Origin of the sequence: Pseudomonas sp. NPDC089401, from assembly GCF_044749485.1 — a bacterium.
Lineage (GTDB): Bacteria > Pseudomonadota > Gammaproteobacteria > Pseudomonadales > Pseudomonadaceae > Aquipseudomonas.
This window is the reverse complement of record NZ_JBIVIA010000003.1, coordinates 279524-295164: the sequence shown is the minus strand read 5'-3', so window position 1 is coordinate 295164 and position 15641 is coordinate 279524. Positions and strand designations below refer to the sequence as shown.

The window sequence follows — 15641 nt, the reverse complement described above, 5'->3', positions numbered from 1 at the left end:
GACCGGATGCGTAGGCTGTAAAGCCGATGGATTGCGACCTGTCTTGGCCAATCTCAAAACTTTGGCGCGCTCCCTGCAGGAGCGGCCTTGTGTCGCGAAAGGGCCGCGTAGCGGCCCCAGGATTTCAGCACCCACGCAGAGATCGCCGGGGCCGCTGTGCGGCCCTTTCGCGACACAAGGCCGCTCCTACAGGGGCGCGCAGGCTTTAGCTGGCAGACCGGATCAGATCTGGGCCTGGCCGCCGTCGACGAACAGTTCGGCGCCGTTGACGAAGCTGGCATCGCTGGAGGCCAGGAACAGCGCGGCCTTGGCGATCTCTTCAGGCTCGCCGACGCGGCCCAGGGGAATCTGCGAGGCCAGGTAGTCGAGCAGACCTTGCTGTTGCGCGGCGTCGGGGCCGGCGAGGTCGACCAGGCCAGGGGTGCGGGTGGCGCCGGGGCTGATGGTGTTGACCCGCACGTTGCGGTCTTTCAGGTCGAGGATCCAGTTGCGGGCAAAGGCTCGCACGGCGGCCTTGGACGCGGCGTACACGCTGAACGCCGCGGTGCCGGAACTGGCGGCGGTAGAGCCGGTCAGGATCACCGAGGCCTGCGGGGCCAGCAGCGGCAGTGCCTGTTGCACGGTGAACAGCGTGCCTTTGACGTTGCGGTCGAAGGTGTCGTGGTACTGCGCCTCGGTGATTTCACCCAAGGGCAGCATCGAGCCGCCACCGGCGTTGGCGAACAGCACGTCGATGCGTCCTTGTTCTGCCTTCACCCGTTGGTAGAACGCTTCCAGTTGTTCCAGCTTCGAGGAGTCCACCTGCACACCGGTGGCGTTGCCGATCTGTGCGACGGCGGCTTCCAGTTCGGCCTGGCGGCGGCCGGTGATGTAGACGGTGGCGCCTTCGCTGGCGAAGAGCTTGGCGGTGGCCAGGCCGATGCCGCTGGTGCCGCCGGTGACGATTGCGATCTTGCCTTCAAGTTTGCCGTTCATTTTGCTTCTCCGAGTGGGTTGTTTGCTGAGTGTTTTGCTGCGATGGGAGAAGCTTATCGACGAACCGTGATATTCAAAATAGAATTGCTTGCAACCTATCGTTGTAGAAATGAAATGAGCAAACTACCGGATTTCGAAGGCCTGGCCATGTTCGCCAAGGTCGCTGAAGAAGGGTCCTTCGCCGCTGCGGCGCGGGTCATGGGGGTATCGGTACCGACGGTATCGCGCGCAGTGGCCCGGCTGGAGGAGCGACTGGGCGGGCGGCTGTTCAACCGCACTTCGCGGCAGCTGTCATTGACCGAATTCGGCCACAGCATGGCCGGCAAGGCGGGCGAGATCTATCGCCAGGCCGAGGAAGTGGAAGGCGAGGCCATGGAGTTGTCGGTGCAACCGCGCGGTCAGGTGCGGTTGGCGGTGCCGATGTCGTTCGGGCTGCGCTGGGTGGCGCCGTTGCTGCCCAAGCTGATCCGACAATACCCTGAGCTGTCCATCGACCTGCACCTGTCCGATGCCTCGGTGGACCTGATCGCCGAGGGTTTCGACGCGGCGCTGCGGATTGCCGCCTTGCCCGATTCCTCCCTGGTCGCCAGGCGGCTTTGTGCCGTCACCCAATTCCTCGTCGCGTCGCCGGCTTATCTGCAACAGCATGGTCGCCCGCAACACCCGAGAGATTTGGCCAGCGTACCTTGCCTGAGCTACGCCTACCGCGCTCGTACCCAGGTGTGGCGCTTCACCGATGGGGCCGGAACGGAAGAGGACGTGGTGCCGAATGGCCCGCTGCGCGTCACCAACTCCGACGCCATGCTGCCGGTATTGCTCGAAGGCCTGGCCATCTCCGAACTGCCAGAGTTCATTGCCAGCGAGTACCTGGCTGATGGCCGCCTCGAGCGGATACTGCCTGAATGGAGCATGACCCGGGGCGGCTTGTATTTCGTGACCCCGTCGGCGCGCACGCGCCCGGCGAAGATCAGGGCGCTGTCAGACTTCTTTCATGAGCATCTTGCCGACCCGGCCTGGCGCTGGGAGGGCTAGGGCAGCGTGTGCTGGGGCAGGCGCTGTCGGTCTGGCGCCGTTCGCAACAACTCCAGGCCAGGGCAGTAAAATGTTGCCTTTGTTTCGCAGAGCGGAATATAGTTTTGCAAAACAACAAGGAGGCAGCCTGCATGTCAGCCCTAGTCGAGATCGAAATCCAGGCCAACCTGGCCTTCATCCGGGTCAGCAACCCGCCCGTCAATGCACTGAGCCACGCCGTCCGCGCCGCGTTGCTCGAAGCGTTCCGCCAGGTCGAAGCGGATGCCCGGGTGCAGGCCGTGGTGCTGTTGTGCGAAGGCCGTACCTTCATGGCCGGCGCCGATATCAAGGAGTTCGGCCTGCCCGCCCAGGCACCGGCCCTGCCGCACGTGGTCAATGCCATCGAGGCCTCTGCCAAGCCCAGCGTGGCGGTGCTGCAGGGCACGGCGCTGGGCGGTGGGCTGGAGGTCGCGATGGCGTGCCACTACCGCATCGCGCAGGCAGACGCCCGGGTCGGGCTGCCGGAGGTGAAGCTGGGCTTGTTGCCGGGGGCGGGGGGCACCCAGCGCCTGCCGCGGCTGGTCGGGGTCGCCAAGGCGCTGGACATGATCGTCGGCGGCGCGCCCATCAGTGCCCAGGACGCCTTGGCCCATGGCCTGGTCGATGCGCTGTGCGAGGGCGACCTGGCCGCTGCCGGGCAGGCCTTCGCCGAGCAGTTGCTGGCCCAGGGCAAAGGTGTGCGGCGTACCGGCGAACGCCGCGTGGCGGATGCTGAGGCGGCGGCCGGGCTGATCGAGGCCAAGCGTGTGCAGGTGCGCCAGGCAAGCCCCGCACTGTTCGCACCGCTGCGCTGCGTGGCGGCGATCGAGGCGGCAGTCGCCCTCGATTTGTCTGAGGGGCTGGCGCGCGAGCGCGATCTGTTCGGCGAATGCCTGGCATCGCCCCAGCGCGCGGCGCTGGTGCATGCCTTCTTCGCCGAACGCAAGGCGGCCAAGGTGGCTGATCTGCCCGCCGACACCGTGGCGCGGCCGGTCCGCCACGCCGCGGTCATCGGCGGCGGCACCATGGGCGTCGGCATCGCCCTGTGCTTCGCCAACGCCGGGGTGCCGGTCAGGCTGCTGGAAGTCGACATCGCGGCTCGCGACCGGGCGTTGCAGCGGGCGCGGGACACCTATTGCGCCAGCGTCAAGCGCGGCAGCCTGACCGCCGAGGCGATGGAAAAGCGCCTGCGCCTGATCGAAGGCGTCATCGACTACCAGGCCCTGGCCGACGTGGACCTGGTGATCGAGGCGGTGTTCGAGGACCTGGCCGTCAAGCGGCAAGTCTTCGAGCGCCTGGACGCGGTGTGCAAACCCGGGGCGATCCTGGCGACCAATACCTCGTCGCTGAACCTCGACACCCTGGCCAGCTTCACTCGGCGCCCGCAGGACGTGGTCGGCCTGCACTTCTTCAGCCCGGCCAATGTCATGCGCCTGCTGGAAGTGGTGCGCGGCGAGCAGACTGCCTTTGAGGTGCTGGCCAGCGCTTTGGCGCTGGGCAAGACGCTGAACAAAAGCTGCGTGGTGGTGGGTGTGTGCGACGGCTTCGTCGGCAACCGCATGCTGTTCCAGTACGGCCGGGAAACCGAGTTCCTGTTGGAGGAGGGCGCCACCCCAGAACAGGTCGATGCGGCGTTGCGCGGCTTCGGCATGGCGATGGGGCCCATGGCCATGCGCGACCTTGCCGGGCTGGACATCGGCCGGGCGATCCGCCAGCGCCAGCGCAAGGCGCTCGATGCCCGCTACCCGATGCCCCGCGTGCTCGACAAGCTGTGCGACGCCGGCATGCTCGGGCAGAAGACTGGCCGGGGTTACTACCTCTACCAGGATGGCTCACGCACGCCGCAAGCCAACCCGCAGCTGCTGGCGCTGCTCGAAGAAGCCTCACGCGAACAGGGGCTGACCCGCCAGGCGCTCAGCGATGACTACATTGTCGAACGTGCCTTGCTCGCCCTGATCAACGAGGGCGCGAAGATCCTCGAGGAGGGCATCGCCCAGCGCGCCAGCGACATCGACCTCATCTACCTGCACGGCTACGGCTTCCCGGCGCACCACGGCGGGCCGATGTTCTACGCCGAGCGGCTGGGGCTGGGCCGGGTGCTCGAACGGATACAAGCATTCCAGGCCCGCTTCGGCGCCTGGTGGACGCCGGCGCCGCTGCTGGAGCGGCTGGTGGCAAGCGGTAAAACCTTCAGCGACTGGGAGGTCGCCCGATGAACGATGTCGTGATTGTTTCCACTGCCCGCACCCCGATTGGCAAAGCCTTTCGCGGCGCCTTCAACGATACCCATGGCGTGTTGCTGGCGGGCCATGCGATCCGCCACGCGGTGGCTCGCGCCGGCATCGATCCCGAGGCGATCGAGGACTGCGTGCTGGGCTGCGGCCTGCCGGAGGGCGCCACGGGCAAGAACGTCGCGCGCCTGGCGGCTTTGTCGGCCGGGCTGCCCCTGGGCGTCGGCGGCAGCACGGTCAACCGCTTCTGTGGCTCGGGCCTGCAGGCGATTGCCCAGGCCGCGCACCTGATCAAGGCCGAGGGCGTCGCCGCGATGGTCGCCGGCGGGGTCGAATCGATCAGCCTGGTGCAGCCGCTGCTGAACCAGAGCCACCTGCACGAGGCACAGCTGTACCAGGCCAGGCCCGAACTGTGGCTGCCGATGATCGACACCGCCGATATCGTCGCCCGCCGCTACGGCATCAGCCGGGAAGCCCAGGACCAGCTGGCCCTGTCGAGCCAGCAGCGCACCGCTGCCGCCCAGGCGGCTGGGCGCTTTGCCGAAGAGATCGTGCCACTGCAATCGACCCGGCTGGTCCGCCACAAGGGCAGCGACGAGGTCACCCGGGAAGTCGTGACCCTGAGCCACGACGAATGCAACCGCGCCGACACCACCCTGGCCGGGCTGGCCAGCCTGGAGCCGGTGCGCGGACCGGGCAACTGGGTCACTGCCGGCAACGCCAGCCAGCTGTCCGATGGCGCCAGCGCCAGCGTGCTGGCCGATGCGCGTTATGCCGAGCGCAACAACCTGAATGTGCTCGGCGTGTTTCGCGGCTTCGCCGTTGCCGGTTGCGAGCCGGACGAAATGGGCATCGGCCCGGTGCTGGCCGTGCCCAAGCTGCTCAAGCGCCATGGCCTGACGGTGGCCGACATCGACCTGTGGGAGCTCAACGAGGCCTTTGCCTCGCAGGTGCTCTATTGCCAGAACCGGCTGGGTATCGACCCGCAGCGGCTGAACGTCAACGGCGGCTCGATCGCCATCGGCCACCCCTATGGCATGACCGGGGCGCGCATGACCGGCCACGCCCTGCTCGAAGGCCGACGCCGTGGCGCACGCTTCGCCGTCGTGACGATGTGCATCGCCGGTGGCATGGGTGCCGCCGGCCTGTTCGAAATCGCCTGATCTGCCAACAGGACTCAGCATGAACATCAACTACAGTGCAACGCAGTTGGCTTTCCGTGACGAAGTGCGGGCGTTCCTGGCGGCGCAGCTGCCCCGGGACATCGCCACCCAGGTCAAGCAGGCCAGACGCCTGTCCAAGGCCCAGCACCAGCAGTGGCAGCGCATCCTCGCGGGCAAGGGCTGGTACGCCGCAAGCTGGCCGGTGGAACTCGGCGGCACCGGTTGGGGCGCCATCGAGAAGCACATCTTCGACGAAGAATGCGCGGCGGCGGGCGCACCGCGTCAGGTGCCGTTCGGCGTGAACATGGTCGCCCCGGTGATCATCAAGTTCGGCACCGAGGCGCAGAAGGCCCACTACCTGCCGCGTATCCTGTCCGGCCAGGACTGGTGGTGCCAGGGCTATTCCGAGCCCGGCGCAGGCTCGGACCTTGCCGGCCTCAAGACCCGCGCGGTGAAGGAGGGCGACTGCTACGTGGTCAACGGGCAGAAGACCTGGACCACCCTCGGCCAGCACGCCAACTGGATCTTCTGCCTGGTGCGCACCGACCCCGAGGCCCAGGCCCAGCGGGGCATCAGCTTCCTGCTGATCGACATGGCCTCGCCGGGCATCAGCCTGCGGCCGATCATCACCCTGGACGGTGAGCACGAGGTCAACGAGGTGTTCTTCGATAACGTGCGGGTGCCGCTCGAAAACCTGGTGGGCGTCGAGAACGAGGGCTGGACCTGCGCCAAGTACCTGCTCACCCATGAGCGCACCGGCCTGGCCGGCATCGGCGCGTCGAAAGCGGCGTTGATGCACCTGAAGGCGGTGGCGGCGAACGAGCGGCGCGCCGGTCGACCGCTGATCGAAGACCCGTTGTTCCGTGCCCAGGTCGCCAGCGTCGAGATGCAGTTGCGTGCGGTGGAAATCAGCACCCTGCGCATTTGTGCGGCCGCGGACAGCGGGATCCCGGGGGCGCAGAGCTCGATGCTGAAGATCCGCGGCACGCAGATCCGCCAGGCCATCAGCGAGCTGCTGCGCAAGGCCATCGGCCCCTGCGCGCTGCCGTTCCTGGAGGACGAGCTGAGCGGGCTGGCTGCGGCCGAGCCGCTGCACAGCGAGGCCAGCGCCGGGCTGGCCAGCCAGTATTTCAACCTGCGCAAGCTGTCGATCTTCGGCGGCTCGAACGAGATCCAGAAGAACATCATCGCCAAGATGATGCTTGAGCTTTGAGGAGCGGACCATGGACTTCACCCTGACCGAAGAACAACAGATGCTGCGTGACACGGCCGCGCGCCTGGTCCGCGACGAATACAGCTTCGAGGCCCGCGAGCGCTTTCGGCAATCGCCGCCGGGCTTCTCCAGGCCGTTCTGGAGCAAGCTCGGCGAGTTGGGCCTTACCGCCGTGCCGTTCCCCGAAACGCTGGGCGGCTTTGCTGGAAGCGGCATCGAAACCTTGCAAGTGATGACCGAGCTGGGCCGGGGCCTGTGCCTTGAGCCGTACCTGCATTCGGTGATCTATGCCGGCGGCCTGCTGGCGCAGCTCGGTACCGACGAGCAGAAAGCCCGCCTGCTGCCCGATCTTGCGGCGGCGCATGAACAGTGGGCCGTGGCCTTCGACGAGCCGCAGAGCCACTACCTGCTGGAGGATGTGCAGACGCGCGCGGTCGAGGCCGATGGCGGCTACCGCCTGAGCGGCCGCAAGGCCGTGGTGATCGGCGGGCACAGCGCCGACTGGCTGCTGGTCAGTGCCCGCACCAGCGGCCAGGATTGCGACCCGGCAGGCATCAGCCTGTTCCTGGTCGATCCGCAGGCCCAGGGTGTGCAGCGGCGCGACTATCCGTGCATCGACGGGCCGATGGCCTGCGAGCTGTGGCTGGATGAGGTTCTGGTGCCGCCTGGGCAGCTGTTGGGCGTGCCTGGCGAGGCCCTGGCCGCGATGCGCTACCACCAGGGCCGGGCGATCGCCGCCCAGTGCGGCGAAGCCTTGGGCAGCATGCAGGAGGCCTGTACGCTGACCCTCGCCTACCTCAAGCTGCGCCGCCAGTTCGGCGTGCCGATCGGCAAATTCCAGGTCCTGCAGCACTGCATGGTCGACATGCAGATCGAGCTGGAGCAGGCCACGGCCATGGCCATGCTCGCCGCCTGCGTCGCCGATGACGCCGACAGCCCCGAGCGCTCACGCAGCCTGGCCAATGCCAAGTACATCTGCGCCCGGGCCGGCCGGGTGATTGCCGAGCAGGCCATCCAGCTGCACGGCGGCATCGGCATGACCTGGGAGTACGTGCTGGCCCATCACGCCAAGCGCCTGGTGATGCTCAGCCACCAGTTCGGCGATGAGGACCACCACCTGAGGGTGTACAGCGAACTGCTCGAGGTGGCCTGACCTTGCAGGCTCAGACGCCCAGGCTTTCGATGTCGCGCGCCAGGGCTTCGAGCTGATGCGCCAGCGAGGTGCGCAGGGTCTGTTCGTCGAGCTGGTAGGAGGGGGCGCCGCAGGTCAGGGCCATGACGGTGCCGTCGGCCAGGCGCAGCGGCACCCCGGCGGCCATCACGTTGCGGTCCCAGTCGCCCACGGAGAGGCAGAAACCTTGCTGTTGGTACGCCTCGAACGACTGTTGCAGGGAGGCTTCCAGTGCTGGCCATTGCTCGTCGTACTTGGCCTGCAGGGCGCTCATCAGGTGGGCCTGTTCGGGCACCGGCAACGCCGCGAGGTAAGCCCGCCCGGCGGCGGTGGTGGCCAGCGGCAGGCGCACGCCGGCGTCCATGCGCAGGCTGACCACCTCGGCCGGGCGGCAGTTCTCGACGTAGATCATCGACAGCCGGTCACGGCAGGTCAGGCCCACCGTGGTGTTGGTGCGCCGGGCGAATTCTTCCATGTACGGCTTGGCCAGCTGGCGTACGCGCAGGTTGGACACGTAGGCATAACCCAGGGCCAGCACGCCGGAGTCGAGCTGGTACTTCTCCAGCTGCTGCGAGTAGGCCAGGTAGCCCAACTGGGTGAGGGTGTAGGTCATGCGTGAAACGGTGGCCTTGGGCAGGCCGGTCAGCCGCGAGATCTCCTGGTTGCCCAGCACCACCGAACCATGGGTGAAGGCTCGCAACACTTCCAGCCCGCGCCCGAGGGCCTCGACGAACTTGCGGTCTTTGCTGGGGAGGAGGTCGTCGTCTGGGTTCATGGGGCTTCCGGCTGGGGTTCAGGGCTGCTGCACGATACCAGATTGCCGGTTGCCCGGCAGCGTTGTGCGGGGCCGGGATTGCGAGGTAGAGAATGATTGAATAGGCTCTCTGAGTGATATCGAGTTCCGCCAGGCAAAACAATAAATCGCCAAGAGGAATAAAATGTCTGACTTCACTGCCGGCTACGTGGCCGCCGAACTGGCCCGTCGCTCCCTTGAATCGGTGCATGACCTGCTGGTCCAGGCGTGTGCCCGCCATCCCCATCGCACGGCCTTCTCCTGCGGGCCGAGCCAATTGACCTACGCCGAACTGGAGGCCAGGGCCGATGCCTTCGCTCGCTACCTGCGCCATCACGCCGGGTTGCAGCCAGGTGAGCGTCTGGCCCTGCAGCTGGGCAACTCGTTGCAGTTCGTGATCTGCGTGTTCGGAGCCTTAAAGGCCGGGCTGGTGCTGGTCAACACCAACCCCCTGTACACCGCTGCCGAAGCGCTGCACCAGTTCAACGACGCCGGCGTGCGCGCCATCGTGCTCGCCGAGCAACTGCTGCCGCGGTTGCGCACGATCCAGGCGCAGACCGCCATCGAGCAGGTCATCGTGACCTCGCCGGACGATATGGAAGCGCCCTGTTTCACACCCATCGAGCGCGGTGTCGAGCGGCTGATGACGGCCATGCGTCTGGGGCAGGCGCTGCCCCCGGTGACGGCGGCCGCAGGCCTGCATGACCTGGCGATGCTGCAGTACACCGGCGGCACCACGGGCGTGGCCAAGGGCGCCATGCTCAGCCACTACAATCTGCTGGCCAATGCCGTGCAGACCGAGCAGTTGTTCGGCCAGCCGGGTCTGATCGACCCGCTGACCGACGTGCGCATCGCGCCGCTGCCGCTGTATCACATCATGGCGTTCGCCAGTAATTGCCTGCTTTCGGTACTGATGGGCCTGCACACGGTGTTCATCCGTGACGGTCGCAACCTGGACGAAATCGTCGAGGCCATGCGGCGACATCCGTTCAGCCTGCTCAACGGTATCAACAGCCTGTTCGTCGGGCTGATGAACCATCCGGCGTTTGCCACCCTCGATTTTTCCCGGTTGAAGTGGGCCACCTCCGGTGGCGCGCCGCTCAACCTCGAAGTGGCCCGGCGCTGGGAGCAATTGACCGGCGCGCCGATCCGCGAAGGCTATGGCCTTACCGAAACCTCGCCAGTGGTTGCCACCTCCACCCGGCTCTGCCGGTTTCGCGAGGGCTACTGCGGGCAGCCGTTGATCGACACTCGGCTGCGCACGGTGGACGAGGCCGGCCAGGACACGCCGGCCGGAGAGCCCGGTGAGTTGTGGGTCAAGGGGCCGCAGGTGATGCAGGGTTACTGGCAGCGCCCGCAGGAGACCGCCCAGGTGCTGGACGCGGAGGGCTGGCTGAAGACCGGCGACATCGCGCTGCTCGACGAGCAGGGGTTGCTGCGGATCGTCGATCGCAAGAAGGACATGATCCTGGTGTCTGGCTTCAACGTTTATCCCAACGAGATCGAGGACGTGGTGATGCGCCTGCCCGGTGTCCGCGAGTGCGTGGCGGTCGGCGTGCCTCACCCGCGCAAGGGCGAGGACGTGCGGCTGTACCTGAGCGTGAAGGATCCACGGCTCGAGGCGGCGGATGTGTTGCGCCATTGCCGGGAGTTTCTGACCGGCTACAAGGTGCCGGCCAGTTTGGTGATCCTGGAGGAATTGCCCAAGAGTGCGGTGGGCAAGTTGTTGCGGCGTGAACTGCGGGCGCAGGCGTTGCGGGAGGGCGAGCCATCGTAGGAATTTTCAGCGCATCCAACTTTTCGATCCGCGAAATCGTCCCGCCCCGGCGCGAAGCAAGGGCAGGGCAGGCCGGCCTAGCGCTCCAGCAACTGCCCCACCAGCCACTGCCCGGCAGGCCCCAGCGCCTGCTGGCGCGACCAGGCCACGTCCATGGCCACCCGCCGTGGGTAGCCGGCCATCGGCAGCTCCACCAGGCCGCCGCCAAAGCGCGCCACCAGCGCTTTCGGCAGCTCGGCCCAGCCAAAACCGCGCACGGCGAATTCCAGCAAGGTCAGGTAGTCCGGTGCCGACCAGGCCTGGCCGTGGCCGTGGGGCAGGCTTGGGGCGTAGGTCTTGATGTACAGCTGGCGCTCCTTCTCCAGGTGTTCCGGCTGCAGCATCGGCAACTGCGCCAGCGGGTGCTCGCTGCTGACATACAGGCAGAATTCGGCCTGCTCCGGCAGGCGTGCCACGCTGACATCCGCCGGGTAGCGGTCCTGGGCGGCGAGGATGCCGATGTGCGCCAGGCCCTGCTGCACCAGGTCGATCACATCGGCGTCTTCGGAGGGGCCACAGCGCAGCTCGGTGTGCGGATAGCGTTCGGCGAAACGGCCCATCGCCGCGCCCTGGAAGGTCACGCTGTAGCTGTCGGACATCACCACCGACACCAGCGGCTCGACCTGCCCGGCCAGGCGCACGGCCAGAGCGTCGAGGCGGGCGCTGGCGTCGAGGATCGCCTCCACCTGCTTGAGCACCTGGCGCCCGGCCGCGTTCAGCGTGGGATGGCGGCCGGTGCGGTCGAACAGCGGGCACCCGATGTCGGCTTCGAAGTTGGCGATGGCGATGCTGATGGTCGACTGGCTCTTGCGCAGCTTGCGCGCAGCGGCGGAGAAAGAGCCGAGGGCGGCGGCCTCGACGAAGGCGACGAGGGCTTCGGGGGAGTAGCGCATGGGTATGGGCTGGATCGATGGGAGGATGGTCACAAGTATCGATCCCATCAAAGCCCCCGGCAAGCAGGGAGGAGCAACGCTTTCAGGATCAGTTCTGGGCCGCCGGTGCGGTTGGCCGCTTTCGACACGCAGCGGCCGGTCCAGGCGAGGTCGGTGACTGGAGCGCCCTTGCATCAATATTTGTAACGTAACGTCACCGCAAAATTGCGCGGATCACCATAGTACAGGCCACCGAAGTTGTTCGACGTTGGCAAGGACTGGTAATAGACCTTGTCCAGGGCGTTGTTGAGGTTGTACTGAACGCTGAACTGTTGGTTGATCTGGTAGTGGGCGTGCAGGTTGAGCAGGGCGTAGCCGCCTTGTTTGATGTCGGATCCGCTGACATCGGCGGCCGTGCGGCTCTGGGCATACACATCGCCGCCCACACGCCATTGGTCGAGGACGCCGGGCAAGCGGTAGTCTGTCGACACCTTGAGCAGGCGGCGCGGGATCTTGCGGTAGTAGTCCGAGCCCTTGTTGCTGCCAGCCACATATTCCGGATCGCTGTAGGTATACCCAGCGCTAAGGTTCCAGTTCTCCAGCGGCTCGCCTGAAATCTCCAGTTCGAAGCCGCGGTTGCGCACTTTCGCACCGGCTTCATAGCACTTGCTGGTACCCGTCACGCCACAGGTGGGCGACACCGACAGGGCCTCGGGCATGTTCGCCAGGTCGGTCTGGAAGACGGCCAGCGAGGTGTTCAAGCGACCGTTGAAATACTCACCCTTGATGCCGGTTTCGTAGTTCTCGCCCTCGATCGGGTCAAGCAAGGTATTGCCGACACCGTAGTAACTTTGGGTCTTGTAGATCTCGGTATAGCTGGCATACCAGCTGTGGTGCTTGTCCAGGTCCAGTACCAGGCCGGCATACGGCACCCACCGGCCGTTTTCCCGGTACCGATCATTGGTGTAGGGGCTGGCCACCTCGTAGTCCGACCAACTCACCCGCGTGCCGAGGATCAGGCTGAGGTCATCGGTGATGCTGAAGCGCGATGCACCGTACACGCCTCGCTCCTTGCGCGTGTAGTTGTAGTCCGAGCCAAGCGCATTGAGGATGGGGCTGGGCAGGGCGCTGTAGTCGAAGTCGGTGATGTTGATCGTGGGGTTGTTGGTCGCGCTCTTGATCACGGCTTCGAACTCGTCCTGGCGACTGTTCGCCCCGATCATCAGCTGATGCTGGCGCCCGAACAGCTGGAAGGGCCCGGTGGCGTAGAGGTCCATGGCGAACTGGGTGTCTTCGTAGTCGGCCTGGGAGACCGTCATGCGATAGTTGTCGCCCGCTACCCGGCTCGGATACGCCGAGAGAAAGTCGGCGTTCGACCAGATCGCGTTCATCGCCAGGGTCAACTTCCACTCGTTGTCGAAGTTGTGCGTGACATCGCCGAACAGCGTGTAGTTGTTGCGATCCAGGTGGGCCCACTTGCCGTTGAGGTTGGTGGAACGTGAAAGCGGGTAGAACGCGCCGTTACTGCGGGTATTCAAGCCGCCCCAGTCATAGCCGTTCTGGTTGTCTTTCTGGAGGGTGGCGCCCAGCGTCAGCACGGTGGATTCGTTCAGGTCCGCCTCGCCGACCAGATACAGCAACTGGTTGTCCCGCTCGGCGCCATCCCTGTAGCTGTTGGCGTTGTTGTAGTAGGCCACTGCGCGGCCGCGAACATTACCCGTGCCGGTCAAAGCCCCGGAAACATCCACCTGGCTACGGTAGTTGTCCCACGAACCCGCACCCAGTTCCGCGGCCAGACGAAAGTCCTGGGTCGGTCGTTTGCGAACCAGGTTGATCGCCGCCGACGGGTTGCCCGTGCCCTGCATCAGGCCGTTGGCGCCGCGTACGACTTCGACGCGGTCATAGATCGCCATGTTCGCGGTGGACATGACGTCCATCGAGTAGTTTTCCGAGATGTTGGTCGGAATCCCGTCATATTGCAGGTCGCTGATCTCGAAGCCGCGTGCGTAATAGGTGGAGCGGTCGGTGCCGATCTTGGTCAGGGTGATACCGGTCGCTGTGCGCGCGATATCGTCCAGATTCTGGATGTTCTGGTCGTCCATCTTCTTGCGGGTGATCACCGCCACCGACTGTGGTGTTTCCCGCAGGCTCAACGGGAGCTTGGTTGCCGTACTGGTCGAGCCGGTGGTGTAGGAGCCGCTGCCCTCGGTAATCGAGCCGGGTGCACTGCCGGAAATGGTGGTCGCGGCAAGGTCGAGTGCGCCTGAGACCGGTGCGATCTGCTGGAGTCGGTAGCCATCTGCGGTCGGGCTCGCTACCAGTCCCGAGCCCGACAGCGCCTGGGAGAAACCGCCGTCGATGGTGAAGCTGCCACGCACGCCGGGGCTGGTCAATCCTCGCACCTGGTGGGACTCAAAGGAAATGGGCGTGCCGCTGGCTTGGGCGTAACGCCCGAGGACTTCGCCCAGCGGGCCAGCCGCGATGTCATAGCGCTGCACGGATTGTCCGGCCAGAGCGCTCGCAGTGACTGCCAGCGGTGCCGTACACAGTGCCAGGCGCACGGCCAGGCAAAGGCCGTGCGCGGTGGAGCGGGTCAGCGCTCGAATCGGCGAGTTCATGTTTTCGATACTCCTATGGTGTTGGCCATGGGAGGACGGACCAAACTCGAAAACACGAAATGATTATTGAAACTTTTTGCGCCCCGCGTCGGGCTTCAAGGTCACCCGGGTTATCCAAGGGGTGTACTGGCTGACCTGAATCGGCAAGGTGCGTTGCAGCAGTCGCAGTGCCTGGCGTGGATCATCCAGCGGCAGCATGACCGTCACCTGCAGCCCTGCGAGGGCATCATGATCGGCCCACAGCAGGCCTGGGTAGTGGCGCGACAAGCGCGTCAGCACATCGCTCAACGGCTGATCTTCAGCCAGCAGCTGGTGCTTGTGCCAAGCCTGTTCAAGGGCGTCTGCCTGCACCTGTTCGACGTTGCCCGGGCCTTCTGCGTCCAGGCGTACGCGCTGGTTGGCCGTCAGTTTCAGTGAGTGGCCGGCACTGCTGATCGCGGTGGTCGACTCGATCATGGTCACTTGCGTCGAGTCGCCCTGCCGCTCCACCGTGAAGCGCGTACCAAGGGCCCGCACACTGCCGTGTGCCGTGACGACCAGGAACGGGCGAGGGTCCTTGGCCACGTCGACCAGCACTTCGCCACGCAGCAGCTCGACCCTTCGTTCTGCTGCATCGAAGTGCACGTTCACCGCCGAGTCCCCGTCCAGATGAATCTGGCTGTCATCGTCCAGTCGGCGATCGAGCCAATCGCCCCCTGAGGTGCTCAGGTCTGCCAGCAGATACCCTTGTTGCCAGCAGGCCGTGGTGAACCACGTCACGGGAAGCAGGGCGATCGCCAAGGCCAGGGCCTGCATCTTCCTGGCTTGAGGCGCGCGCGGTGCGTTGCGCAAGGCTTTTCCGGCAGCCTGGCGGGGGAGTTGCTGCAACGAGCTCAGGCGCCCCTGCAAGCGGGCGACCGCTGCCGCATGTTCAGGGGCGGCGCTCACCCATGCCTGGAATTGCGCGTGCGATTGCGCGTCGGCTTGGTTGTCGAGTACGACCAGCCAGTGCGCTGCCTCAAGCAGGACCGAATCGGCAGCATTGTCAGGCATCGCTCACCTCCATGACGGCGTCGCAGGCCAGCATGGCTTCAACCAGGTCGGCTTGTACCGTTCTCACCGAAATGCCGTGGTGTCGCGCGATGTGATCCTGGGGCAAGCCCTCAAGGTAACGGAGGATGAAGATTTCCCGAACCCTGGGCTTCATGCGGGACAGTGCCTGGTCGATACGTTCCAGCAGCTCGATGGCCTGCAGGATCTGTTCCGGCGAGAACGCCTGCTCGCCATGCCCGACACTGCGTTCAAGCTCTTCTCGGTAAGCCTGCTCCAGGCGCAAGCGGCGGCCGTTATCGATCAGGAGACGGCGCGCAATGGTGGCAAGGAAGGCGCGCGGTTCACGCGGGGGGTTGAATTGCCCGGAGGTGAGTACACGGTAGAACGTGTCCTGGGCGAAATCCGAGGCCTGATGCGGACATTGCAGGCGCCGCCGCAGCCACGTCACCAACCAGTTATGGTGCCCCGCGTACAGCTCGCCAATGGGGTCGGAAGAGGTAGGTCGAGGTCGGTCCATGACAACTGGCTGCAAATGAGAATTAATCTAAACTATCACTTTTGCAGTACCCTCGCCAACGCCTTGTCAACGGCGGCGGTGGGCGAGAGTAATCGCTTACGGATGATCGCTATCGACCCATAGCTGCCCTTGAAAAAGAAACGATATCGTGAGCGCTACGCGTACCCTGTGGGAGCGGGTTTACCCGCGA

Annotated in this window: 12 protein-coding genes; 6 read left to right on the top strand and 6 right to left on the bottom strand. The window is 65.6% G+C overall.

Features of this window, described 5'->3' with window-relative positions:
• Nucleotides 1-222: 222 nt before the first annotated feature.
• Complete coding sequence (locus ACIP21_RS08775; protein WP_400686468.1) at nucleotides 223-975, bottom strand: SDR family NAD(P)-dependent oxidoreductase; 753 nt, start codon at nucleotides 973-975, stop codon at nucleotides 223-225.
• 114 nt (nucleotides 976-1089) lie between these two features.
• On the opposite strand from ACIP21_RS08775, the gene ACIP21_RS08770 reads away from it, so the two are divergent.
• The 5 genes from ACIP21_RS08770 (at nucleotide 1090) to ACIP21_RS08750 (ending at nucleotide 7785) form a co-directional block, all read left to right on the top strand.
• A complete protein-coding gene (locus ACIP21_RS08770) occupies nucleotides 1090-2007 on the top strand; it encodes a LysR family transcriptional regulator (RefSeq protein ID WP_400686466.1) in 918 nt (305 codons plus the stop codon).
• Between the two features lie 131 nt (nucleotides 2008-2138).
• Complete coding sequence (locus ACIP21_RS08765; protein WP_400686464.1) at nucleotides 2139-4241, top strand: 3-hydroxyacyl-CoA dehydrogenase NAD-binding domain-containing protein; 2103 nt, start codon at nucleotides 2139-2141, stop codon at nucleotides 4239-4241.
• On the top strand, nucleotides 4238-5419 hold the full coding sequence (locus ACIP21_RS08760; protein ID WP_400686463.1) for an acetyl-CoA C-acyltransferase: 1182 nt from the start codon (nucleotides 4238-4240) through the stop codon (nucleotides 5417-5419). Before ACIP21_RS08765 ends, ACIP21_RS08760 begins: the two co-directional genes overlap by 4 nt.
• Nucleotides 5420-5438: 19 nt before the next feature.
• Nucleotides 5439-6632 carry an acyl-CoA dehydrogenase family protein gene (locus ACIP21_RS08755; protein WP_400686461.1) on the top strand — a complete coding sequence of 398 codons (1194 nt, stop codon included), beginning with the start codon at nucleotides 5439-5441 and terminating at the stop codon, nucleotides 6630-6632.
• A 10-nt stretch (nucleotides 6633-6642) separates the two neighbouring features.
• Nucleotides 6643-7785: an acyl-CoA dehydrogenase family protein gene (locus tag ACIP21_RS08750; RefSeq protein ID WP_400686459.1), complete on the top strand. Its 1143-nt coding sequence runs from the start codon at nucleotides 6643-6645 to the stop codon at nucleotides 7783-7785.
• A gap of 10 nt (nucleotides 7786-7795) precedes the next feature.
• Here the strand turns inward: ACIP21_RS08750 and ACIP21_RS08745 are convergent, their stop codons facing one another.
• Complete coding sequence (locus tag ACIP21_RS08745; protein WP_400686457.1) at nucleotides 7796-8578, bottom strand: IclR family transcriptional regulator; 783 nt, start codon at nucleotides 8576-8578, stop codon at nucleotides 7796-7798.
• A 163-nt stretch (nucleotides 8579-8741) separates the two neighbouring features.
• Here ACIP21_RS08745 and ACIP21_RS08740 point away from each other — a divergent pair, with 163 nt between their 5' ends.
• Nucleotides 8742-10373, top strand: a complete 1632-nt coding sequence (locus tag ACIP21_RS08740) for an AMP-binding protein (RefSeq protein WP_400686455.1) — start codon at nucleotides 8742-8744, stop codon at nucleotides 10371-10373.
• A gap of 77 nt (nucleotides 10374-10450) precedes the next feature.
• Here ACIP21_RS08740 and ACIP21_RS08735 read toward each other — a convergent pair whose 3' ends face one another.
• The 4 genes from ACIP21_RS08735 to ACIP21_RS08720 form a co-directional block, all read right to left on the bottom strand.
• Nucleotides 10451-11305, bottom strand: coding sequence for a LysR family transcriptional regulator (locus ACIP21_RS08735; RefSeq protein WP_400687105.1), 855 nt, complete (start codon nucleotides 11303-11305; stop codon nucleotides 10451-10453).
• Between the two features lie 173 nt (nucleotides 11306-11478).
• Complete coding sequence (locus ACIP21_RS08730; RefSeq protein WP_400686453.1) at nucleotides 11479-13902, bottom strand: TonB-dependent siderophore receptor; 2424 nt, start codon at nucleotides 13900-13902, stop codon at nucleotides 11479-11481.
• 63 nt (nucleotides 13903-13965) lie between these two features.
• Entirely contained in the window at nucleotides 13966-14934 is a 969-nt protein-coding gene (locus ACIP21_RS08725) for a FecR family protein (protein WP_400686451.1), read from the bottom strand.
• Entirely contained in the window at nucleotides 14927-15451 is a 525-nt protein-coding gene (locus ACIP21_RS08720; protein ID WP_400686449.1) for a sigma-70 family RNA polymerase sigma factor, read from the bottom strand. The genes ACIP21_RS08725 and ACIP21_RS08720 overlap by 8 nt, the downstream gene beginning before the upstream one ends.
• Nucleotides 15452-15641: the final 190 nt, after the last annotated feature.

Excerpts from the sequence above, each read along its gene's own strand:
- ACIP21_RS08725 (WP_400686451.1), bottom strand. The coding sequence starts at position 14,934 with ATGCCTGACAATGCTGCCGATTCGGTCCTGCTTGAGGCAGCGCACTGG.
- ACIP21_RS08770 (WP_400686466.1), top strand. The coding sequence starts at position 1,090 with ATGAGCAAACTACCGGATTTCGAAGGCCTGGCCATGTTCGCCAAGGTC.
- ACIP21_RS08730 (WP_400686453.1), bottom strand. The coding sequence starts at position 13,902 with ATGAACTCGCCGATTCGAGCGCTGACCCGCTCCACCGCGCACGGCCTT.
- ACIP21_RS08760 (WP_400686463.1), top strand. The coding sequence starts at position 4,238 with ATGAACGATGTCGTGATTGTTTCCACTGCCCGCACCCCGATTGGCAAA.
- ACIP21_RS08720 (WP_400686449.1), bottom strand. The coding sequence starts at position 15,451 with ATGGACCGACCTCGACCTACCTCTTCCGACCCCATTGGCGAGCTGTAC.
- ACIP21_RS08750 (WP_400686459.1), top strand. The coding sequence starts at position 6,643 with ATGGACTTCACCCTGACCGAAGAACAACAGATGCTGCGTGACACGGCC.
- ACIP21_RS08765 (WP_400686464.1), top strand. The coding sequence starts at position 2,139 with ATGTCAGCCCTAGTCGAGATCGAAATCCAGGCCAACCTGGCCTTCATC.
- ACIP21_RS08745 (WP_400686457.1), bottom strand. The coding sequence starts at position 8,578 with ATGAACCCAGACGACGACCTCCTCCCCAGCAAAGACCGCAAGTTCGTC.
- ACIP21_RS08755 (WP_400686461.1), top strand. The coding sequence starts at position 5,439 with ATGAACATCAACTACAGTGCAACGCAGTTGGCTTTCCGTGACGAAGTG.
- ACIP21_RS08740 (WP_400686455.1), top strand. The coding sequence starts at position 8,742 with ATGTCTGACTTCACTGCCGGCTACGTGGCCGCCGAACTGGCCCGTCGC.
- ACIP21_RS08735 (WP_400687105.1), bottom strand. The coding sequence starts at position 11,305 with ATGCGCTACTCCCCCGAAGCCCTCGTCGCCTTCGTCGAGGCCGCCGCC.
- ACIP21_RS08775 (WP_400686468.1), bottom strand. The coding sequence starts at position 975 with ATGAACGGCAAACTTGAAGGCAAGATCGCAATCGTCACCGGCGGCACC.